Source organism: Janthinobacterium sp. MP5059B (genome assembly GCF_001758645.1).
Taxonomy (GTDB): domain Bacteria; phylum Pseudomonadota; class Gammaproteobacteria; order Burkholderiales; family Burkholderiaceae_D; genus Janthinobacterium; species Janthinobacterium lividum.
The window spans coordinates 1024550-1045565 of record NZ_LRHX01000006.1; the positions used below are offsets into that span (position 1 = coordinate 1024550).

A 21016-nucleotide genomic window follows, 5' to 3' on the forward strand; every position below is an offset into this window, starting at 1 on the left:
CAAAAGGGGTAGCATTCTACACCAGCCGGGCCTGGCAACCAGCTTGCAAGGCCCGGCCAGCCTCATTCCTGCCGTTTATACAGGCACGATCTGCACATCGACCCGTAATGTTTCTGTGCCGCCACCCTGGCGCACGCCGCGCACGGGGGCCGCTGAATCGTAGTCGCGTCCGATGGCCAGGCGGCAATACGCATCCGTCATCAGGCGCGCATGCGTGACATCGATGCTGACCCAGCCCGCGAAATCCGTGTCTTCCGTCCAGGCGTCGACCCAGGCATGGCTGGCCGCGTGACCCGTCGTGCCCGGATCGATATAGCCGGAGACGTAGCGGGCCGGGATGCCCCAGGCGTGGCAGCAGGCGAGGAACAGATGGGCGTGGTCCTGGCACACGCCGCGCCCCAGCGCCAGCGCGTCGCCCGCCGTGGTGGTGACCATGGTGGCACCGCTTTCATACGCCACCTTGCCGACGATGTGCTCGGCCAGGCGCAGCAAGTGGCCCGTGCCCGCCGTCACGCGCCGGTCCGGCAGGCTGGCGGCGCTCAGCTCGAGGATGGCGGGATTGGCCTGCGTCAGCGGTGTCGGCATGGTAAACAGCAGCGGCGACAAGGTATCGACCAGGTTCAGCCGTCCCTTGTGCGGGTAGATGGTTTCCACCACGCCATGCGCTACCAGGCTCAGGGAGTGATGGCTGCCGTTGATCGTCAGCATGTGCGACAGATTGCCGTAGGCATCCGTGTAGGCGTGGCACTGGCCCGGCGTGGTGATTTGCCAGGACAGGGCCCGCTGCTGCGGCTCGATACGCGGCGTCAGGTGCAGCTGCTGGATGGTGTAGGCCAGCGGCGCACTGTAGGCGTAATGGGTTTCGTGGCGGATGGTGAGCTGCATCAGGCCGCCAAGGGAACGAGGAAATCGCGGCTGACCCGGTTGCCCAGGTCATAGATGTTTTCCAGAAATTCCGTCAATGTATGGTGCAAGCCCGCCTTCATGATGTCGTCGATATGGCCGAATTTCAGCTCCGCGTGCAGTTTGCCAGCGAAACGCTCCGTATCGGCGGATACATCGTTGCGGATATGCTTGAGATTTTCCACCACGTCATCCATGCAGGCCAAAAGCGACCTGGGCATGTCGCCGCGCAGCATCAGCAATTCCGCCACCCGCGCCGGGGTGATGACGTCGCGGTACACCTTGCGGTAGATTTCAAAGCCGGAAACGGAGCGCAGCAGCGCCGCCCAGTAGTAAAAATCGCGCTGCGTGATGTCTTTCGACGTGTCGCGCGCGCCGTGGAACTTCACGTCGAGGATGCGCGCCGTGTTGTCGGCCCGCTCGAGGAAGGTGCCCAGGCGGATGAAATGGATCGCTTCGTCCTTGAGCATGGTGCCCAGGGTCACGCCGCGCGACAGGTGCGAGCGGTATTTGACCCATTCGAAGAACTGGCTGGGGTCCGTTTCCAGCAGATTGCTTTTCAGGCGCTTCTGCATGTCGAGCCAGGTGGCGTTCTGGATTTCCCATACTTCCGTCGTCAAGGTGCCCCGCACGGCGCGGGCGTTTTCGCGCGCGCCCGTCAGGCAGGCGAGGATGGACGACGGGTTGTTCGGATCGCGCACCATGAAGTCAAGCACGTCGCGCGTATGGAAGCGGCCATATTTGTGGTCATACGCGCTTTGCAGCTCGGAAATGCCCAAGGTGGCGCGCCAGCCCTGTTCCGCATCCTGCTCGGATTGGGGCAGCATCGAGGTTTGCATGTTGACGTCGAGCATGCGCGCCGTGTTTTCCGCCCGCTCCGTGTAGCGGGCCATCCAGAACAAATGATCGGCGGTGCGGCTCAGCATGCTTTTTCTCCTGCAAACACGGATGTTGGTTCCAGTACCCAGGTATCCTTGGTGCCGCCCCCTTGCGAGGAGTTGACCACCAGCGAGCCTTCGCCCAGCGCCACGCGGGTCAGGCCGCCGGGCACCATGGAAATTGTCTTGCCGGACAGCACGAACGGGCGCAAATCGATGTGGCGCGGCGCAATGCCGGCCTCGACATACGTTGGGCAGGCGGACAGGGCGAGCGTGGGCTGGGCGATGTAGCCGCCCGGATTGGCCAGCAGGCGCTGGCGGAAATCCTCGATCTGCGCCAGGCTGGACGCCGGCCCCACCAGCATGCCGTAGCCGCCCGCGCCATGCACTTCCTTGACGACGAGTTTCGCCAGGTTCGCCAGCACATACGACAAATCGGCGCTCTTGCGGCACTGATACGTCGGCACGTTGTTGAGTATCGGCTCTTGCGACAGATAAAACTTGATCATGTCGGGCACAAAAGGATAAATCGACTTGTCGTCGGCCACGCCCGTGCCGATGGCGTTCGCCAGCGTGACTCTTCCGGCGCGATACACGGACAGCAGGCCCGGCACGCCCAGCGAGGAGTCGGAACGGAAGGCCAGCGGATCGAGGAAATCGTCGTCGACGCGGCGGTAGATCACGTCGACGCGCTTGGGCCCGCGCGTGGTGCGCATGTACACGGAATTATCGTTGACAAACAGATCCTTGCCTTCGACCAGTTCCACGCCCATTTGCTGGGCCAAAAACGCGTGCTCGAAGTAGGCGGAGTTGTACATGCCGGGCGTCATGACGACAACCGTCGGGTCATCGACGCCCATCGGCGCGACGGAGCGCAGGTTGTCGAGCAGCATGTCCGGGTAATGGTCGACGGGGGCGATGCGGTTGCGGGCGAACAGTTCGGGGAACAAGCGCATCATCATCTTGCGGTCTTCCAGCATGTAGGACACGCCGGACGGCACCCGCAGATTGTCTTCCAGCACATAGAATTCGCCCTGGCCGGCGCGCACGATGTCGACGCCGGCGATGTGGGCGTAAATGTCGGAGGCGACGGAAATACCCTGCATTTCCGGGCGGTACTGGGCATTCTTGTAGATTTGCTCGGCGGGGATGATGCCCGCCTTGATGATGTTTTGCTCATGATAAATATCATGGATAAACATGTTCAAGGCTTGCACGCGCTGTACCAGGCCAGTCTGCATCTGCGCCCATTCCGTGGCGGGGATGATGCGCGGGATGGTGTCGAAGGGAATCAGGCGTTCCGTGCCGGCATCGTCGCCGTACACGGCGAACGTGATGCCGACCCGGCGGAACGTCAGGTCGGCTTCGGCCCGCTTGCGGGCGATGGTCTCGGGGGATTGCTGCTCCAGCCAGTTGCTGAATTCACGATAGTGTTCACGTACCTTGCTGTCCGTACCCACTTCATTTGCAGTCATTTCATTGAAAAAATTTGCCATGTTGTGATTTCCCTTGAGCCGTGTCTATGCATAGCTCAGCAGGAAGCGTGCCAACAAGGCGGGCGTGAACAGGTGTAAATATGACCACTTTTGTGGCGTCGCGCCATTCGCTGCACCATTTTCGTGCGGTTTGGATACCATTTTGGATCATTTTTTGCAACAACGTATGGCTATCAAAAATGACTATTTAGCAAATTCAAAGAACAACATTGCGCGCGGATTGTTGCATTATTGCAGAAAAGAAATTAAAATTCCAAAGACTATATAAATTTGCAATTCTATTTGCAAATATCATTTGCGATATTTATGAAATTACCTTAGAGGAAAAAATGCATTTAACTCCATCAGATCCAGATATCGCAACTCTCTACCGAAAAATTAAACAAGCACGTTTAGATTTGCAGCCAAATTTTCAGCGAGGTGAAGTTTGGGGTAAAGGGAAAAAACAACGTCTGATTGATAGTATTTTACGTGGATGGCACATCCCACCTATTCATGTAATTCAAATCCCAAATAGTGATAAACAAGAAGTACTTGATGGTCAGCAACGGTTGGCAGCAATTCGAGATTTCATGCAGAATGAATTTCCAATTAATGGCGAGCAGGCTCCGCTGGAATCCACAATCAAATCCTTAGATGGCTTTTTCTGGAATGATTTAACACAAGAATTACAGTCTAGAATAGAGGACTTCACTGTTCGACTGTTGACAATTTCAGACTATCAGCCAGGAGAGCCAGGGGAGTTGTTTTACAGACTGAACCAACCAACAAACCTTACCTCTGCAGAGCAAAGAAATGCATATTTTGGTGAGGCGAGACAGCAAGTCAAGGAGTTGGCTGAGTATATGCTCGAGCTTGGATTCACAAGTGAACTGATAGGTTTTTCCAATTCGCGCATGGCTTATGATGATGTGCTAGCTAAGTTCTTATTAACGTTAGAGATGGGAACTTTAACGGTGAAACATACTGCAAATAGTGTAACTGCTAGATATAGAGAGTCAACCGGGTTTGATAAGATGTTGGTGGAGGATGTCGCGCTTTGTTTAAATGCCTTGCGAGATTGCATTGGAATGCGAAATGATAAAACCAAATTAAATAAGGCAACAATATTTACTTGGTTAATATTTATATACGGTATACACAAAAAAACTGGAAGCTTTGACTTGGCAATTGAATATTTTGATTTTTTTGAAAGTTTGCGAGAGCAAGCAGACGGATTTTCTTTTGTTGACACAGGATTGAGTGGTGTTGCCTCAACGCAGACTTTTCAAACCATCCAAATTTATCAAGATAGGGCAAGTTCTAGAGTTGCGGATGTTTCCTCTGTTATTTTAAGAGACATAATCTTGTGGGGTATATTTTCCATAAAAAATAAAGATTTTTCCAATGGTGATACTAGGTTGTCATCTATTTCAAAAACATTTTATTACTTCATGTCTGGCGCTGCAAAAGGATCACCGGAAGATCAGTTATCTAAATTAATTGCAACTCTTGAGTGGGGTGTAATTCTGTGATTAATCTTCGCCGTGCACATTTAGACGATCATTGGAAAACAACATTTAGACGAAATTATTCCGCATCCATTTCAAAAGCAACATATGAGAATGGAAGTATATTAAATGGAATGTCTGTTAATTTCAAAAAGGGATTTAATGCTTTTGTCGGAAGGAATGGTATTGGGAAAAGTAATTTCATAAGATCGCTATATAATATATTTATATCCGATGATAGTAATAGAGCGAAATTTTCTATGCCGTTACTCGCAGAGGGTAAGGTTAAGATTGAAATGAAGGTCAATGATGTGGTTTCAGAAATTGATTTCACATTCGGAAATGATTCGATATCAATTGATGGTGTTGTGGGTTTTATGTTTGATCCCTGCACACTAATCCCATCAGTGCAAAAATTATTTGTCGATCAAGATAATTTGGAGGAATTACTGGAAAGCTATAGTCCAATACGTTGCAGTGATGACGATCTTCGTTTAATAAATTTCTTAACCCATGGCGAATACAGTGAAGTTCTAATTATTAATATTGAGGACGATTTTCAAAATTTCCCTAGACTTCCATTTTTTATTGTTAAGAATGGCTTTGCTAATTATGACAGTCGAAACATGGGGCTAGGTGAGTTGTCATTGTTTTACTTGTACTGGCTGGTCGATCATATGAAAAAATCTATCGGAAACAAAATCCTTTTCATAGAGGAACCCGAGAGTTTTTTGCCACCGTCAACTCAGGAACGACTTAGTGATGTGCTTGCAATGACAGCTGCCACAATGGATATATCGATTATCTTAAGCAGTCATTCGGAGCATATTTTGAAAAAGCTTCCGTTGTCTAATGTTCATATAATGCGAAGTACTCATGACGGAACAAGATGCTCTATGGCAGCAGACAATAGTGAGCCAATTAAATTGCTTGGACTAACTGCAAAAAAAATTGGGGTTTTATTATATGAGGATTATGCTGCAGAGTTGCTACTTAAATCTCTTTTGAAAATGTCTAGGAGAGTAAATCAAGATAATTTTTATTATTGCTGCTCTGGCTCTGATGGAGATATACTCCAAGATTTACTTAGATTCCCTAATAATATTTTGGATTTTTCTTTTGTTGGAGTATTTGATGGAGATTGCATAGGTAAGTATGAAGGGAAATTACATGAAAAGAAATATTGTTTTTTGCCAAGCGGTACAGCGCCGGAAGTGTTTTTGATAGATTATGCAAAGAGCAAAACAACACTTCAATTAGCTATAATTCTTGGAATTGGAAGTCAGGAAGTTTTAGCGGCTCAGGCATCGGCTGCAGGATGTGATCATCATGACTATTTTTTGGAATTTTCAAAATCATTAAATAAGAATTTATCTGACATTTTAAGCCGGATTTGTGATCATTGGGCCAATGCTCCGGAGAATAAGGATATTGTTTCTGATTTCTTAAATAATCTAGAAAAGTGTTGTTTTTAAATAAAATGGAAGTTAATTGAAAATAGTATTTTGTAATTAGGCAAATGCATAGATTACGAACTGTCATTTAACTAGGCACAAAGGGGCGGCAATCGACGGGCACGTCGAAGATGAAGCTGGTGCCTGTCTCGGCCGCGCTGTCGACGGCGATGCTGCCGCCGTGGCTTTCCGCCACGCTCTGCACGAAGGGCAGGCCGATACCCCAGCCTGGCGCGGGGCTGTCGTTCTCGCGGCGCAGGTAGTCAAAGATGCGTTCGGCCTGTTCCGGCGCGATGGGCCGCCCGCTATTGTGGACGGTGACGATCAGGCGTTCGTGGGTCGCTTCCACGTGCACGCTGATGGGCGCGTCGTCGCCATACTTGAGCGCATTGCCGAGCAGGTTTTCCAGCGCGCGCCGCAGCGAGTTCTCGCACCACCAGCCGATGACGGATTGCCCGCTGACCTGGCATTTGCCCGGCCGCTGCAAGTTGACCTGGCTGGCCACGGCGTGCACCAGCGGCAGCACGTCGAACTGGCTCAGCACCAGTGGCAATTGCTGGCCCTGGTGGTAGCTGAGGCCATCGAGCAATTCCTCGATCATGCTGTCGAGCCGCTTGCTGTGCTCGACAATCTTGTGCGCCAGCAATGTCACCCGTTCCGGGTCGGTTGGCCTGAGCAGCAGCTGGGCGCTGGTGCTGATCACGGCCAGGGGATTGCGCATGTCGTGCGACAGGCCGGCCGCGATACGGCGCCGGAAGCCTTCGTGCATGCTGGTAAATTCGCGTATCGATTCGCGGATGCCCGAGTCGATCGACACATTGATCACCTGCCAATCCTTGCTGCGCAGGGTGATGCCGGACTCATGCGCGGTGGCGGCGAAGCAGTCGCGGAAGATCTGGTATTCCTGGATCACCTGTTCCGGGCCGTAATTGGTCATGCGCGCCCGTTCTTTGCCATGCACGGCGGGCACGTTGCTGTTGCTGGCGGCGTTTTCGCGCGGGTGGCCCGGGGTGAGGGCTTCGGCCAGGTTGTCGAAAAAGGCGGGCAAGGTATTGATGAGTATGGGCGTGAGCAACTGGTCGGCGCCGCGCACCTTGGCGCGCACGCGCTGTTCCCAGGCGCTGAGGACGGCGTCGCGCATGGCAAAGATGCGCTGCGCGCGCTGCAATGGCTGGCGTGCGCTGGCCTGGCGACCCGCGTGATGATCCGTGGCAATACTCACCTGGACTCCTGACTGCAATGACTATGCTTGCGATAGTATGCGCCAATTCAGCCGCCGGGGAAACGCCTTATTGTCCAGTATCGGCCTGCCGCAGGGCCGCATCGAGGCGGGAAAGCGAGGCAGACCATTCGGCCAGCGAAAAGTTCTGTGGATCATCATGACCATTCGCAAACCCTGTATCGATGACGGCATGGAAGGCGGGGATCAGCCACGTGCCCCTGCGCACGCTGGCGGCGATATACAGCAGGGCAAGCCGCTCGTATTGCGCAGGCGTAAAGCCGGGATCGGGTGCCAGGCCATCGTTGCCCTTGCCGCCGCCGGGCACGGAGTTGCGCGGCTGCACCAGTTCCACGTGCAGGAACAGGCCCGTCAGCGACGGCTTGTCCTTTTCCAGCTTGCTGGCGTAGCTGGCCGTGCCAAAGTCGCGCACCTGCAAGGAACCGCCCAGGCGGTTCACGTAGACATGGCCTTTCGGGCCGCCGCCCAGCGCCGGATTGCGCAAGCTGAAGTCGTTGAAGTCCCAGCTGGCATCGTTGATGTGGCCGGGAATGGCGTCAAGCAGGAAATTCGGGTAGCTGGTGTCGTGGATGACGAAATAGCGGGCCATGGGCGCGGCCAGCCGGCCCACGGCGCGCGACAGGGGCGCGTCAACGGCGCCGCCCACGTCCGCCTCGGCGATGCCTTGTTCCGCCAGCCAGGCGCGCAACCGGGCCGGGGCGATGCCCGTGCGCTGGCCGATGCGGGCGGCAAGGAAGTCCGGCAGCGGCGCACTCTCGCCCAGGCGCGCATACAGTTTGACGGGGCGCAGCAAACACGTGGCTTGCGCCAGCGCATCGCCCTTGAAGCCGCTTTTCCAGGCAGCATACGGGCAGGCGGCTTGCTTTTGGGCCGCGGCAGGCAGGGACAGGCAGAGCAGGAGCAGCAGGGCAGGGAATCGTTTCATGCGGCATTGTCGCTGAAGCGCGGCTTGCGGCACAGGCGCGCACGCGGAAAAAAAGCTTCCCGAGGGCAGCTTTTCGAAGTACGACAGGGGCGCGGTCTTTAAAATGCCACGCTGGCCGATACGACCACGGTGCGCGGCGCGGCCAGGACCAGCGAGCCGATGTTGAAGGACGACACGGCCGAGGACCAGTAATTGCGGTCCGTCACGTTGTCCACGCGGGCGCGCAAGGTCACGTCACGGCCCGCCACTTGCGTCAGGTAGCGCGCGCCGATGTCGAGGCGGGTCCACGATGGCAGTTGCTTGGTGTTGGCCTGGTCCGCATACTGCGTCGAGGTGTAGATGGTGCGGGCGTTCAGGGTCAGGCCTGGCGCGCCCGGCACGTCCCATTCGCCGCCCACGCTCATCTGCGTTTCCGGTGCGCCGATGGGTTTCTTGCCATTATTCGCGGCCACGTCGGTATTGCTGAGCTTTGCATCGAGCCAGGTCAAGCCGCCCAGCAGGCGCACGCCCTGCATCGGCGTGCCGAAAATCGACAGTTCCAGGCCACGGTTGCGCTGCTCGCCATCGAGTTCGGCCCGCTTGCCGACCACGGCCAGCAACGGTTTGGCCGTGCTGAACAGGGCGGCGCTCATGCCCAGCTTGCCGCCGTCATACTTGACGCCGATTTCCTTTTGCTTCGATTTGTACGGCGCAAACACGTCGCCCATGTTGTCGACGTTGAGCTGCTGGCCGTTTTCCACGTACGTTCCCGTGGCCGCTGGGCCCTTGACCAGTGCCTCGATGTAGTTGGCGTACAGCGACACGTTCTGGTTCGCCTTGAAGACGATGCCAGCCACGGGCGTCGTGGCGCTCTCGTCATAGGCCTTGCCTTGCAGCACCGAGGTGTTGTAGTCGTAGCCGGCATCCTTGATCTGCTGGCGGCGCAAGCCCACGGTCAGCAGCAGCTTGTCGTCCAGGAAGGCCATGGTGTCGGCCAGGGCATAGCTGTTGAGGATGGTTTTCTGGGTGATGCGCGGGTCGCTCATGATGCCGCCCGTGTAGGGCGTTGGCGGCGGGGTCACGCTGATTGGCGCGTAAATGTTGGTGGCAAACTTGTCGCCGATCGCATAGGCGTTCTTCGCTTCATTCCAGTGCCCGGACCAGCTGGCCACCAGGGTGTGCTTGACGGCGCCCGTAACGAGCTTGCCGCGAATGCCCAGTTCGCCCGTGCGGATTTCCTGCTTGCGGGCATTGTCGAAGCGCGACACCGTGGCGTCGCCATTGATCGAGGTCAACGACGGCTCGGCCAGGCTGTTGGCTTCCCTGGTCGAACGGGAGCCAAATGCGGCCCAGGCCACGACATCCTTGGCCAGGTCCACTTCGGCGCGCGCCGTGCCGAACACATCGTGTTCCTTCGAATAGCTCCATGGCTGGGCAAAGTTCTTCGAGGCATCGGGTGCGGATGGCAGCACGGCCACGCTGCCAATGGCGACGGACGGGCGCGGCGATGTCAGGTTGAAATTCTGGTAGCCGGCATCGGCCGACAGGCGATAGCCGCGGCCGCGGTAATCGAGGCCCAGCGAGAACATGCCCACGTCGTGGTCTTCGCGCTTGACGCTGGTCTCGCCCTGGCGCTTGGCGGCGTTGACGCGCACGCCGAATTCCTGGTTCGCGCCAAAGCGGCGCGCCACGTCGATGGCCGCATAGGCGTGGCCACCCGATTCCACGCCCACCGTCAATTCCGTCAGCGGCGTGTTGCCGGCGCGCTTGGGCATCAGGTTGATGGCGCCGCCGATGCCGCTGCCGCCAGGCGCCGCGCCGTTCAGGAAGGCGCTGGCGCCCCGGAACACTTCCACGCGCTCGAGCAGTTCCGGCGACACATATTGACGGGGCAGCACGCCGTACAAGCCGTTATACGCCACATCGTCGGAATCGAGGGCGAAGCCGCGGATCACATACACTTCCTGGAAATTGCCATAACCGCGCGACATGCGCACGGCCGGATCGCTCTGCAGCAGATCGCCCACGCTGCGCGCTTGTTGGTCGGCAATGAATTGCTGCGTGTAACTGGTGCCGCCGAATGGCGAGTCCATCATGTCCACGGCACCAAGAATGCCCATGCGCCCGCCGCGCGCCACCTGGCCGCCCGCATACGCCTTCGACAAGCCTTCCGCCGACGCATCGGCGGACGCATTGACCACCACCGTCGGCATGCTTTGCGCGTCGCCGGCCGTCATGGCGGGAGTGGTTTGGGCTTGGGCGGCGGCGCTGGCCAGCAGGAAAGCGGCCAGGGCGAACGGGGTAGGGACGAGGTGGAAGGTGCGCATGGTGTTGTTTGGATATTAATGAGAATGATTATCATTATATTCCAGCGTGGCGCGCTGCGTGGAAAAGTGTGAGAAAGTGATAAAAAAGTCGCCATTTGTACAACAGCCGGTATGCCAAGGCACTGGAATCTGGCGGAAAAAGGCGCGCCAGGCGATACCTTGTGGATTTATTAATGCGCAAATCCAAGTTTCGCTAGAATGGGGCATCGCGCCCGGCGCCCACAGGAAACCGCATGCCATTGCAACACCATCTACAGTCCGCTTCCATGCGCATGCGGGAGGGCTTGAGCCTGAAAGGCGCTGCCGTCGCGCTGATCCTGGCCATGCACGTGCTGGGCCTGTATTTTCTGCTCCTGCCGCCGCGGCAACTCAAGCAATACACGGAAGTGGCTTTCATGACCTTGCTGCCGCCCCGGCCCACGCCGCAGGCGCCACCGATGGCCTTGCCTTTGCCCATGCCTGTGCCGCGCGCGCGGGCATCGGCGCCGCCCGCCGCGCCGTCCGCCATCCTCGAACCATCTCCCGTGATAGTGGAAGCCATCACCGTACCGGCCGAAGAGTTTCCCGCCGTGCCGGCCACGGCACCCTCGACGGCAGACTTGCGCACGCGCGCGCGGCTGGCCGCGGGCGCCGCCGACAAGGCCCTGCGTAGCGAGCTCAAGCAAGACCAGCCATGGCTGGCCTCTGCCGGCCTGAAGAGCGAAAGCACTTTCCAGAAACTGGTTGCCTCCGCCTGGCGCGGCGGCCCCGTCATCCGCGTAGAGGAATTCCTCACGGCCGATGGCCGGCCCGCCACGCGCGTCGTCAGTGCCGGCGGCGCCACGTGCTTTGGCATGGCCGAGAATCCCGGCTCTGGCGCCGACCCGGCCAGAACGGGCGGCAAGGTGAAACGCGTGCCTTGCCCGGGCTAAAGACCGCATTCGGCACAGGGTTTTCACGGCGATTGCGGGGCAGTCATCCCCGGCAGGGCGTCAAATATGCTAAGTTGCGTCTGCAATTCATGTGACACGACCCAGGACGCCCATGCTCCCCGAACTCCTCATCCTCGCTCCCAGCCCTTCGGCTGCCGTCAACGCGCAGCTGGAACAGCAATATACCTGCCATCACGCCTGGCAAGTGCCGGCGCACGAACGCCACGCCTGGCTGGCCGAACGGGCGCCGTCCATCCGCGCCGTTGTCACGACGGGCGCGCTGGGCTTGAACGCCACCGACATGGCCCTGTTACCAACGCTGGAAATCGTCGCCGTCAATGGCGTCGGACTCGATGGCGTGGCGCTGGACCTGGCGCGCGAGCGCGGCATCGCCGTCACCACCACGCCGAACGTGCTGACCGATGACGTGGCCGACGTGGCGCTGGCCTTGCTGCTGGCCAGCGCGCGGCACATCGTGGCACTCGACCGATTCGTGCGCGATGGCGGCTGGGAACGCCGCGAAGCCATCGCCCCCGCATCCAGCCTGCGCGGCAAGACGGCCGGCATCTTCGGTTTCGGCCAGATCGGCCAAGCCATCGCGCTGCGCCTGGCCGCCTTCGGCATCCACGTGCGTTACTTCCAGCCGCGCGCCATTGCCGGCACCAGCGTGCCGCGCGCCGAATCCCTGCTGGCCCTGGCGCAGGAAAGCGATTACCTGATCGTCTGCGCGCCGGGCACCCCGGCCACGCGCAAGATCATCGACCGCACCGTGCTCGACGCGCTGGGCCCGCAAGGCACCCTGATCAATATCGCCCGTGGCGCCCTCATCGATGAAGAAGCCCTGATCGCCGCCTTGCAGGATGGCCACCTGGGCGCGGCCGGCCTCGACGTGTTTGCCGACGAGCCGAGGGTGCCTGCCGCCTTGCGCGCCTTGCCGAACGTGGTGCTGACGCCGCACGTGGGCAGCCTGACCGTGGAAACGCGCCATGCGATGGGGCAACTGGTGGTCGATAACCTGGCCGCGCACTTTGCCGGTTTGCCGCTATTGACGCCAGTAAAATGATAACGCCCGGGATGAACCGTTTTAATCAAGCATGAATGAAAGAGTAGCTATGGAATTGACAAAATCGCTGTTGCGCACGCGCGGCGGGCAGGACAGCGGCAAGGTGGGCATGATCGAGCTGTTCTTCGATCTCGTGTTCGTGTTTGCCGTGACGCAACTGTCGCACGGCTTGCTGGCGCACCTGAGCGCCATGGGCTGGCTGCAGACGGGACTGCTGCTGATGGCCGTCTGGTGGGTGTGGATTTTCACGTCGTGGATCACCAACTGGCTCGACCCCGAGCGCATTCCCGTGCGCATCAGCTTGTTTGCGCTGATGCTGGGCGGCCTGATCATGTCCGCTTCGATCCCCGAAGCGTTCGGCACGAGGGGGCTGGCATTCGCGGGCGCCTACGTCGCCATGCAGGTGGGGCGTCCCCTGTTCGCCTGGTGGGCCGTGCGCCATGAAGCGCTGTCGCGCCGCCGCAATTTCCAGCGCATCGCCCTGTGGGCAGTGTTGTCCGGTATCTTCTGGATCGCCGGCGGCGTCGCGTCGCCCGAGCAGCGCATCTTCTGGTGGGTGCTGGCACTGGCGATCGACCTGGCCGGCCCCTGGATGCAGTTCGGCCTGCCGGGCCTGGGCCGCTCGACGACGGCCGACTGGGATGTCGATGGCGGCCACATGGCCGAACGCTGCGGCCTGTTCGTCATCATCGCCCTCGGTGAATCGCTGCTGGTGACGGGCGCCACCTTCGCCGGACTGGAATGGACGGCCAGCAACTGGCTGGGCTTCCTGTCGGCCCTGGTCGGCAGCATCGCCATGTGGTGGATCTACTTCGACACGGGCGCCGAGGCGGGTCATCACCGCATCGCCCACTCGAAAGACCCGGGCCGCATCGCCCGCAAGGCTTACACGTATATCCACGTGCTGATCGTCGGCGGCGTGATCGTTTCCGCCGTGGCCGATGAGCTGGCCCTCGTGCATCCGGACGAGGCGAGCTTCGCCGGCATCAGTGCCTTGCTGGGCGGCCCGATCCTGTATTTGCTGGGCAATGCGCTGTTCAAATGGGTCAGCAGCGAGCGCGCCGCGCCGCCGCTGTCGCATCTGCTGGGCATCTTGATCATCCTGGCGCTGATCCCGATGGCGTATGGACGGCTGTATGCGCCCCTGACCCTGGCCTGCATCACCAGCTGCGTGCTGGTATTGGTGGCAGTGTGGGAACATATGGCGCTGCGCCGTCCGCCACCGGATATCGATCCCTGACGTCGGTTTTCCTTCAGCCGGGCGGCGTGATGCCGTCCGGATCGCTGCGCGCATCGAGCTGCAGCTGCAGGAACGCCAGGTCCAGCCAGGCGCCGAACTTGGTGCCCACCTGGCGCATCAAGCCCACTTCCTCGAAGCCCAGCTGCTTGTGCAGGGCGATCGAGCCGGCATTGCCCGCTTCGATACCCGCCACCATCACGTGCTTGCCCAGGCCGCGCGCCCGCGCGATCAATTCCACCATCAAGGCCTTGCCGACACCGGCGCCGCGGCGATCGGCGCGCACATACACGGAATGCTCGACCGTATGGCGAAAACCCTCGAACGGGCGCCAGTCGCCAAACGCGGCGTAGCCAGCGACATTTCCTTCCGCATCGATGGCGACCAGCACCGGATAGCCGGCCCGCTGGCGGTCGGCCAGCCAGGCGGCGCGGTTGGCCGCATCGACCGTCCGTTCATTCCAGATGGCCAGGGTATGGCTGACGGCATCGTTGTAGATGGCCGTGATGGCCTCGATGTCGCCCGCATGGGCATCGCGTACCTGCATGTTGCTCTCCTTGCTAGTCGTCCACTATAATGGACAAATCATAGATTGCCTCTCACGCCTTGTCCAATAAAATCCGAATGGAAGCCGGAATGAAATCCAATATATGTCCACTAAACCAGACGAATTGAACCAGCGCATCGGCGCCAGGGTACGCCTCGAGCGGGAAAACCTGGGCTGGTCGCTGACGGAACTGGCGGCCCGCTCGGGCGTATCGCGCGCGATGGTGCACAAGGTGGAGCGGGGCGACTGCAGCCCCACGGCCACCTTGCTGGCGCGGCTGTCGGGCGCCTTCGAGCTGAGCATGTCCGAACTGATCGCGCGCGCCGAGATGCGTGCGGGGCGCTTGCTGCGCAAGGCTGAACAACCCTTGTGGATCGACCCGCAGAGCGGCTATGTGCGGCGGCACGTGTCGCCCGCGTCCGACATGCCGCTCGACCTCGTGCACATTACCTTGCCGCCGGGCGCCGTGGTGGCCATGCCGGCCGCCGCCTATGTGGCGCGGCGCCAGCTGATCTGGTCGCTCAGCGGCAGCCTCGTCTTCCTCGAAGGGGAGACCCGCCACGTGCTGGACGAGGGCGACTGCCTGGAACTGGGGCCGCCGGCCGACTGCGTGTTCAGCAATGAAACGGCCACCGCCTGCACCTACGCCGTGGCCGTATTGAAGAATAGCTGAAGTCAAGCCAGCGCCGCGGCGCGCAGCTGGGCAATGAAGGCGCGCGCGGCGGGCGCCTGTTCGTGGCGGCGGAAGGCCACGGCGATTTCCGAGCTGATCTGCGGCCCTGCCAGTTCGCGGAACACCACGCCGGGCAATTGCACGCTGGCCATCACCGAGTGGGGCACGATGGCGCAACCGACGCCCAGCGACACTTCCGTCAGCACGGCCACCAGGCTGCCGGGGCGCGACACCACCTGTGCCGCAAAACCGCCGCGCCGGCTCGCTTCCAGGGTTCCCAATTCCTGTTCCGGCACGATGAATGCCTGCTGCGCCAGCGCGGCCGGCACCGCCACATCCAACAGGGCCAACGGGCTGTCGGCCTGCACGGCCAGCACGAAGCGGTCGCGCAGCAAGACCACGCTGTCCAGTCCGTCCGGCAAGCGCAGGGGCGGGCGCACGAACGCCAGATCGACGCGGCCCTGGTCCAGCAAGCCGGGCAGGGTATCCATCGCGTATTCGCGCGCACCGATGTGAATGCCGGGGTGGCTGGCGCGAAAGCGGGCGAACTGGTCTTGCAGCACGCCTGAGTAGGCGGCCGAGGCCACGTAGCCGATTTCCAGCCGCCCCAGCTCGCCCCGTCCCGCGCGCCGCGCCACTTCCTGCGCCTGCGCCAGCTGCGCCAGCGCGCGCGCCGCCTCGATGACGAACAATTCCCCGGCGGCCGTCAGGGCCACGGCGCGCTTGCTGCGCTGGAATAAACGCGTACCCAGCAGCTGTTCCGTTTCCTGCACCTGCTTGGTCAGCGCGGGCGGCGAAATACCCAGTTCCGCAGCCGCCCGCGCGAAGTGCAGGCTGTGCGCCACGGCCAGCACGCAGCGGAAATGCCGCAGTTCCATATTTTTGACTATATTCACCATCAGTGAATTATAAGGCGATCATCTTATAACAGGAAATAATACAAGCCTGCTTACAATCGAGGCATGAAGAATACCAACTGGACCTTATATACGTGCTCGGGCGTGTGCGCCCTGATCATGCTCGACACCAACGTGGTAGCCGTCTCCTTGCCTTCGATCGCCCGCTCGCTCAACGCCAGCTTCGTCGACGTGGAATGGGTGGTCAGCGCCTACATGCTGGCGTTCGCCTCATTCCTGTTGCCCGCCGGGAGTATCGCCGACCGCCTGGGACGGCGCAGGGTGATGCTGTTCGGTCTGGCCGTGTTCGCGCTGGCGTCCCTGCTGTGCGGCCTGGCGTGGACGCCGTTCGTGCTCAACGTGGCGCGCGCCGTCAAGGGCCTCGGTGCCGCGCTGCTGCTGACCTCCGCGCTGGCCGTCATCGGCCACACCTTTCATGCGGAAAAGGAGAGGGCGCGCGCCTGGTCCGTGTGGGGCGCGGCCATGGGCGTGGCCATGACGGTGGCGCCCCTGCTGGGCGGCCTGATCACGAGCGCCATCAACTGGCGCTGGATTTTCTACCTGAACCTGCCCGTCGTCGCCATCCTGATGTGGCTGGTGCAGCGCCATGTGGACGAGTCGAAGGACGCCTCCAACGCCAGCTTCGACCCGGCGGGCGCGGCATTATTCTCCGCCGGCCTGTTCTGCATCATCTGGGGCCTGATCGACGCCAGCGTGGCGGGCTGGTCCAGCCGCGCCACCGTGCTGCGCTTTGTCGCGGGTGCGGCGCTGCTGGCCGTGTTCGTGCTGGTGGAGCGGCGCCAGCGCGCCCCGATGGTCGATTTATCCCTGTTTGGCTGCCGCGTGTTCGTCGGCGCCGTGCTGGGCATGTTCGGCTACGCCATCGCCGCGCAAGTGATGATGACCTTTTTACCGCTGTATCTGCAGAACGCCTTCGGCTTTTCCGCCGTGCTGGCCGGCTGCGCCATGCTGCCGTTTGCCGTCGCCATGGTGGTGCTGTCGCGGCTGGCGCCACGCGCCATGCGCCATCTGGACGACCGCGGCATTCTGGTGACGGGCTTGCTGATCGTCGCTGTCGGCAACGTGGCCACAGCCTTTGCCGCCGCCAGCCTGCAGTATGGCTGGGTGGCGGCCGGCATGATTGTCACGGGCGCTGGCGCGGGATTACTGAACGGCACGACGCAAAAGGCCATCCTGGCCTGCATCCCGCGCGAGCGCACGGGCATGGGCTCCGGCATCAGCACTACCACGCGCTTTGTCGGCATCGTGCTGGCCGTGGGCGCGCTGGGCGCCGTGCTGGCCATGCGCACGGCCACCTCGTTCGAGAAGCTGGCGTGGCTGCACGGCCTGAAGGCGTCGCCCGAGATGATCGGCCGCATCGTCGCCGGCAACGCGGCCGAGGCCTTCGGCCAGCTGCCGCCCGCCATGCAGGCTGTGGCGCAGGAAGCGGCGCGGCACGCCTTCATCGATGGTTTTGCCAGCGTGCTGTACCTGGCTGGCGGATTGGCGGCCATGGTGGCGGCGCTGGTGTTCGTGCTGGCGCGGCCGCTGGAAAAATTGTAACTGTTCAGCAATATTCAGGTACACGGCCTCTGCTTGTAATATGATGCCATCGAGCAATACATGGCAATCATATAACTACCGCAGGAATTGCATGCGCAGAAAACGCATTATCGTCACGAGCGTGCTGGTCGCAGTCATCGGCGTGGCCGCTCCCCTGAGCCTGGCCTTCTATCTGTCGTCCGTGCGCGCCGAGCAGGGCGAGCAAGAACGCCTGCGCCTGCTGGCCGGCTACGCGCTCGAGCGCGCCCACCGTTCGATCGCCTCGGCCAGCATGGCCCTGCGCAGCGCCGATGCGCTGGACCTGGCGCCGTGTTCGGAAGCCCATATCCAGCAATTGCGCCGCATCACCATCACCACGCGCAGCATCGACGATATCGGCTATGTGGAAAACGGCTTGCTCAAGTGCACCTCGACCGGACTCGAGGAAGAGCGCATCGCCATCACGCCCGCCGACTTCACGCTGGATAATGGCATGGGCATCGATTTCAACCTGCGCCCCGTCGTCAGCGGCGGCAAGCGCATGGTGGGACTGACTTACCGCGCCTATAAAGTGCTGATCGATCCCGTGCGCTTTTCCGACGTCATTGTCGACAGCGACATCCAGATGGCCGTGGCCATCGGCAAGGATGGCGTGCTCGACACTTTGCACCATCCGGATCCCGCGCAGGTGCAAGCCTTGCTTGCCGGCCTGCCGGCGGCGGACGGTGCCACTCCGGACGGCAGCATCCATGCCATGCTGTACCGCGATGGCTTGACGGCCGTCATGATCGAGCCACGTAGCAAGCTGAACGACAGGCTGCGGCGCGAACAGCTGCTGCTCTTGCCGCTGGGCCTGCTGATGGCCGCCTTCATCGTCGGCATCGTCGTGTGGCTGTCGCGACGCCGCCTGTCGCTGATGGGAGAATTGCGCATCGCCATCGACCGGCGCGAATTCTTTGTCCATTATCAACCCATCATCGCGCTCGATACGGGCGTGTGCGTGGGCGCCGAGGCGCTGATACGCTGGCGCCGTCCCGATGGCAGCATGATACGGCCCGACCTGTTCATTCCCGTGGCCGAGGAGGGCGAGCTGATCTTGCCGATCACGGACCAGGTCATCGATTGCGTCATCGCCGACATGCGCGCCGCGCTGCTGGCCGACCGCGAACTGCACATCGCCATCAACCTGTGCGCCAGCGATATCGAAACGGGCCGGGTGCTCGACGTGCTGGAACGCGCTCTGGACGGTAGCGGCATCGAGGCGCAGCAGATCTGGCTGGAAGCGACGGAGCGGGGCTTCATCAACGTGGAAGCGGCCCGCGCCACCATCGAAAAGGCCAGAGCCCGCGGCCATGCCGTGGCTATCGACGACTTCGGCACCGGCTATTCCAGCCTGTCGAGCCTGCAAAACCTGCCGCTCGATGCCTTGAAAATCGACAAATCGTTTGTCGACACCATCGGCACAGACGCCGCCACCAGCAGCGTCACGCCGCATATCATCGACATGGCCCGCACCTTGAACATGCTGATCGTGGCCGAAGGCATCGAAACGCAGCAGCAAGCCGATTATCTGCTGGAACGCAAAGTTGAATTCGGCCAGGGCTGGCTGTTTGCGAAAGCGCTGCCGGCCCTGGAGTTCCTCGCCTTCTACCGGGCGCGCCGCGCGCCATCTTCCACATGAAGCAGCCACGTTTTCCCTACCCATTGCAGCCGCTGCGCGTACCGGGCGGCTGGCACATCACCGTCAACACCCTGTTCGAAGTGGACCCGGGTCCGGAGACCATGCAGTGGTTCAGCAGCGCGCTGCTGCTGTGGGGAAGCTGCCGCGACACGGGTTACTGCTTCAATTCGCATTTTGAACCTGAGGACGATCCGCAAGGCGAATTCGTGCTGGAGATGGGCAAGGTGGCATACGACCGGCACGGCAAGATCGTCCAGGGCAGCGACGCCTTCCTCGGCGAGTTTCGCACGCGCAGCAAGGCGGCGTTTGTCGCCCGGGTCGAGCAATTCATGCAAGACCCGGCAGCCTGAGTTTTACGGTTTGTGCGGCAAGACCACGTCCTGTCCGCCTTGCTTGAGCACGGCGCTGGCGATTTTGCCCGCGGCATCGCGTGTAAACGCCAGGTCCGCGTCGATGGCGCGGAAGAAAAATTGGTCTTTCGCGCTGGCAAACAAGGGAGCGGAACCGACGCCCGTGCCGGCCGCTTCCAGGCCATGCTTGCCCAAGGTCACCGTCAACGTGAACTTCTTGTCCAGCGGATACTCGCCCACATACTCGGCCAGCGCGGCGCGCGGCACTTCGATGGCGGCTTGCGGCTTTTTCAGCGGCGGCAGGGGCGTGCCGGGCAGCAGGGCGGACAAGCCCAGCGCATCGACGTCGCGCGCCGTGTTCGTCAGCACCACCACGCCCCGCTTGCCGTCCGTCGTAAACGCCGCGTAGCTGGCGTAGCCGCCCGTCTGGCCGCTGTGCCAGGCGTAGGCATGGTCCTGTTGCTGCTCCAGCAGCCAGGCCAGGCCGATTTTCGTCTCGCTATCGGGCGCCAGCGGCAGCTGCGGCTTGATCGCCAGCACATACGGGCGCAGCGGCCTGTGCATGTACGCTTGCAGGTAGGCGATCATGTCGCGCGCGCTCGAATATACGCCGCCGGCCGGCGCCACCACATTCAAATCCCAGGCGGGCGTAAGCTCGCCCGACAGCAGGTGGCCGGGCGCCAGGCGCGCCAGCATGCCGGCCGAAGGCGTGTTCGTGGTGGAACGCATGCCCAGCGGCACGGCGATGCGCGAGTGCAGCAGGGCTTCATAGCTGGTGCCGGCCTGTGCTGCCAGGGCCGTGCCCAGCACGGCATAGCCGATGTTCGAATAGTCAAATGCCGTGCCCGGCGCATGGGGCAGGTGATAGGCGGCAAGAAACTGCCGCTGTTTTTCTGCCGTGTAATCGGCATACGGATTGGCCGGGTCCTTCGGCACGAAGTTGTCGGGCAGGCGCGGCAGCGAGGAATAGTGCGTGGCCAGGTCGAGCAGGCTGATCGTCTTGCCGTCGAAGGCAGGCACGGTATAGCCCGGCAATAATGCCGCCACGGGCTCGTCGAGCTTCACCTTGCCTTCGACGACGGCATCGGCCAGCAGCAAGCTCGTCATGGTCTTGGTAATGGAGCCGATCTGGTAGACGGTGTCGGCGCCCGGCTTGGCGCTCTTGCCGGCATGAATGCTGCCAAAGCCGTAGACGGCGCTGTCCTTGCCGTCAATCACGGCGATGACGATGCTCGAATGCAAGCCCGTGCGCGTCAGTTCTTCCGCGCGCTGGCGCACGGCGTTGTCCAGGGCCGGGGCGGCCAGTGCGGCGCTGCTGGCGAGGCAAAGGGGGAGAAGGGCGAAAGTGGGTGTCATGAGGAAACCTTGTCCAGAGTGGATCGAATGCACGCCGGCGCCTGGATAAGGTCTCTGGCATGCCTGGT

18 protein-coding genes are annotated in these 21016 nt (G+C 60.7%); 9 read left to right on the plus strand and 9 right to left on the minus strand.

From position 1 onward, the window contains the following. Positions 1-75 precede the first annotated feature (75 nt). From JAB1_RS09135 to JAB1_RS09145, 3 genes are read right to left on the minus strand one after another with little or no spacing between them, the layout of a single operon-like run. Positions 76-885, minus strand: coding sequence for a transglutaminase family protein (locus JAB1_RS09135; RefSeq protein WP_070279556.1), 810 nt, complete (start codon positions 883-885; stop codon positions 76-78). Next, positions 885-1829, minus strand: a complete 945-nt coding sequence (locus JAB1_RS09140) for an alpha-E domain-containing protein (protein ID WP_034787425.1) — start codon at positions 1827-1829, stop codon at positions 885-887. The genes JAB1_RS09135 and JAB1_RS09140 overlap by 1 nt, the downstream gene beginning before the upstream one ends. Continuing rightward, positions 1823-3277 carry a circularly permuted type 2 ATP-grasp protein gene (locus JAB1_RS09145; RefSeq protein WP_052140579.1) on the minus strand — a complete coding sequence of 485 codons (1455 nt, stop codon included), beginning with the start codon at positions 3275-3277 and terminating at the stop codon, positions 1823-1825. Before JAB1_RS09145 ends, JAB1_RS09140 begins: the two co-directional genes overlap by 7 nt. Before the next feature lie 209 nt (positions 3278-3486). Here JAB1_RS09145 and JAB1_RS28705 point away from each other — a divergent pair, with 209 nt between their 5' ends. Continuing rightward, the gene (locus tag JAB1_RS28705) at positions 3487-4791 is read left to right on the plus strand and encodes a DUF262 domain-containing protein (RefSeq protein WP_139144494.1); all 1305 of its coding nucleotides are present in this window, start codon (positions 3487-3489) and stop codon (positions 4789-4791) included. Further along, positions 4788-6242, plus strand: a complete 1455-nt coding sequence (locus tag JAB1_RS28710) for an AAA family ATPase (protein ID WP_139144495.1) — start codon at positions 4788-4790, stop codon at positions 6240-6242. The genes JAB1_RS28705 and JAB1_RS28710 overlap by 4 nt, the downstream gene beginning before the upstream one ends. Positions 6243-6309: 67 nt before the next feature. On the opposite strand, the gene JAB1_RS09150 is transcribed toward JAB1_RS28710, so the two are convergent. The 3 genes from JAB1_RS09150 to JAB1_RS09160 all read right to left on the minus strand — a co-directional run bounded on the left by JAB1_RS09150 (position 6310) and on the right by JAB1_RS09160 (position 10692). After that, positions 6310-7443 (minus strand): HAMP domain-containing sensor histidine kinase, encoded by a 1134-nt coding sequence (locus JAB1_RS09150; RefSeq protein WP_083299637.1) that lies wholly within the window; start codon positions 7441-7443, stop codon positions 6310-6312. Positions 7444-7510: 67 nt separating this feature from the next. Further along, positions 7511-8386, minus strand: coding sequence for a hypothetical protein (locus JAB1_RS09155; RefSeq protein WP_070279557.1), 876 nt, complete (start codon positions 8384-8386; stop codon positions 7511-7513). Between the two features lie 98 nt (positions 8387-8484). After that, positions 8485-10692: a TonB-dependent receptor gene (locus tag JAB1_RS09160; protein ID WP_034787427.1), complete on the minus strand. Its 2208-nt coding sequence runs from the start codon at positions 10690-10692 to the stop codon at positions 8485-8487. Positions 10693-10925: 233 nt separating this feature from the next. Here JAB1_RS09160 and JAB1_RS09165 point away from each other — a divergent pair, with 233 nt between their 5' ends. From JAB1_RS09165 to JAB1_RS09175, 3 genes are all read left to right on the plus strand, one after another. Next, the gene (locus tag JAB1_RS09165) at positions 10926-11603 is read left to right on the plus strand and encodes a hypothetical protein (protein ID WP_139144496.1); all 678 of its coding nucleotides are present in this window, start codon (positions 10926-10928) and stop codon (positions 11601-11603) included. A gap of 112 nt (positions 11604-11715) precedes the next feature. Beyond that, positions 11716-12666, plus strand: a complete 951-nt coding sequence (locus JAB1_RS09170) for a 2-hydroxyacid dehydrogenase (RefSeq protein WP_070279559.1) — start codon at positions 11716-11718, stop codon at positions 12664-12666. Positions 12667-12715: 49 nt separating this feature from the next. Beyond that, entirely contained in the window at positions 12716-13906 is a 1191-nt protein-coding gene (locus tag JAB1_RS09175; protein WP_070279560.1) for a low temperature requirement protein A, read from the plus strand. Between the two features lie 13 nt (positions 13907-13919). Here the strand turns inward: JAB1_RS09175 and JAB1_RS09180 are convergent, their stop codons facing one another. After that, positions 13920-14450: a GNAT family N-acetyltransferase gene (locus JAB1_RS09180; RefSeq protein ID WP_070279561.1), complete on the minus strand. Its 531-nt coding sequence runs from the start codon at positions 14448-14450 to the stop codon at positions 13920-13922. Between the two features lie 103 nt (positions 14451-14553). On the opposite strand from JAB1_RS09180, the gene JAB1_RS09185 reads away from it, so the two are divergent. Continuing rightward, positions 14554-15123, plus strand: coding sequence for an XRE family transcriptional regulator (locus JAB1_RS09185; RefSeq protein ID WP_070279562.1), 570 nt, complete (start codon positions 14554-14556; stop codon positions 15121-15123). A gap of 2 nt (positions 15124-15125) precedes the next feature. Here JAB1_RS09185 and JAB1_RS09190 read toward each other — a convergent pair whose 3' ends face one another. Then, the gene (locus JAB1_RS09190; RefSeq protein WP_083299674.1) at positions 15126-16001 is read right to left on the minus strand and encodes a LysR family transcriptional regulator; all 876 of its coding nucleotides are present in this window, start codon (positions 15999-16001) and stop codon (positions 15126-15128) included. Positions 16002-16085: 84 nt separating this feature from the next. On the opposite strand from JAB1_RS09190, the gene JAB1_RS09195 reads away from it, so the two are divergent. From JAB1_RS09195 to JAB1_RS09205, 3 genes are all read left to right on the plus strand, one after another. Next, complete coding sequence (locus JAB1_RS09195) at positions 16086-17582, plus strand: MFS transporter (protein ID WP_070279564.1); 1497 nt, start codon at positions 16086-16088, stop codon at positions 17580-17582. Between the two features lie 91 nt (positions 17583-17673). Then, the gene (locus tag JAB1_RS09200; RefSeq protein WP_070279565.1) at positions 17674-19242 is read left to right on the plus strand and encodes an EAL domain-containing protein; all 1569 of its coding nucleotides are present in this window, start codon (positions 17674-17676) and stop codon (positions 19240-19242) included. Next, positions 19239-19592: a hypothetical protein gene (locus JAB1_RS09205; RefSeq protein ID WP_139144497.1), complete on the plus strand. Its 354-nt coding sequence runs from the start codon at positions 19239-19241 to the stop codon at positions 19590-19592. Before JAB1_RS09200 ends, JAB1_RS09205 begins: the two co-directional genes overlap by 4 nt. Positions 19593-19595: 3 nt before the next feature. Here the strand turns inward: JAB1_RS09205 and JAB1_RS09210 are convergent, their stop codons facing one another. Beyond that, positions 19596-20948 carry a serine hydrolase gene (locus tag JAB1_RS09210; RefSeq protein WP_070279567.1) on the minus strand — a complete coding sequence of 451 codons (1353 nt, stop codon included), beginning with the start codon at positions 20946-20948 and terminating at the stop codon, positions 19596-19598. Positions 20949-21016 lie beyond the last annotated feature (68 nt).

Excerpts from the sequence above, each read along its gene's own strand:
- JAB1_RS09135 (WP_070279556.1), bottom strand. The coding sequence starts at position 885 with ATGCAGCTCACCATCCGCCACGAAACCCATTACGCCTACAGTGCGCCG.
- JAB1_RS09140 (WP_034787425.1), bottom strand. The coding sequence starts at position 1,829 with ATGCTGAGCCGCACCGCCGATCATTTGTTCTGGATGGCCCGCTACACG.
- JAB1_RS09145 (WP_052140579.1), bottom strand. The coding sequence starts at position 3,277 with ATGGCAAATTTTTTCAATGAAATGACTGCAAATGAAGTGGGTACGGAC.
- JAB1_RS09155 (WP_070279557.1), bottom strand. The coding sequence starts at position 8,386 with ATGAAACGATTCCCTGCCCTGCTGCTCCTGCTCTGCCTGTCCCTGCCT.
- JAB1_RS09160 (WP_034787427.1), bottom strand. The coding sequence starts at position 10,692 with ATGCGCACCTTCCACCTCGTCCCTACCCCGTTCGCCCTGGCCGCTTTC.
- JAB1_RS09165 (WP_139144496.1), top strand. The coding sequence starts at position 10,926 with ATGCCATTGCAACACCATCTACAGTCCGCTTCCATGCGCATGCGGGAG.
- JAB1_RS09170 (WP_070279559.1), top strand. The coding sequence starts at position 11,716 with ATGCTCCCCGAACTCCTCATCCTCGCTCCCAGCCCTTCGGCTGCCGTC.
- JAB1_RS09175 (WP_070279560.1), top strand. The coding sequence starts at position 12,716 with ATGGAATTGACAAAATCGCTGTTGCGCACGCGCGGCGGGCAGGACAGC.
- JAB1_RS09180 (WP_070279561.1), bottom strand. The coding sequence starts at position 14,450 with ATGCAGGTACGCGATGCCCATGCGGGCGACATCGAGGCCATCACGGCC.
- JAB1_RS09185 (WP_070279562.1), top strand. The coding sequence starts at position 14,554 with ATGTCCACTAAACCAGACGAATTGAACCAGCGCATCGGCGCCAGGGTA.
- JAB1_RS09190 (WP_083299674.1), bottom strand. The coding sequence starts at position 16,001 with ATGGAACTGCGGCATTTCCGCTGCGTGCTGGCCGTGGCGCACAGCCTG.
- JAB1_RS09195 (WP_070279564.1), top strand. The coding sequence starts at position 16,086 with ATGAAGAATACCAACTGGACCTTATATACGTGCTCGGGCGTGTGCGCC.
- JAB1_RS09200 (WP_070279565.1), top strand. The coding sequence starts at position 17,674 with ATGCGCAGAAAACGCATTATCGTCACGAGCGTGCTGGTCGCAGTCATC.
- JAB1_RS09205 (WP_139144497.1), top strand. The coding sequence starts at position 19,239 with ATGAAGCAGCCACGTTTTCCCTACCCATTGCAGCCGCTGCGCGTACCG.
- JAB1_RS09210 (WP_070279567.1), bottom strand. The coding sequence starts at position 20,948 with ATGACACCCACTTTCGCCCTTCTCCCCCTTTGCCTCGCCAGCAGCGCC.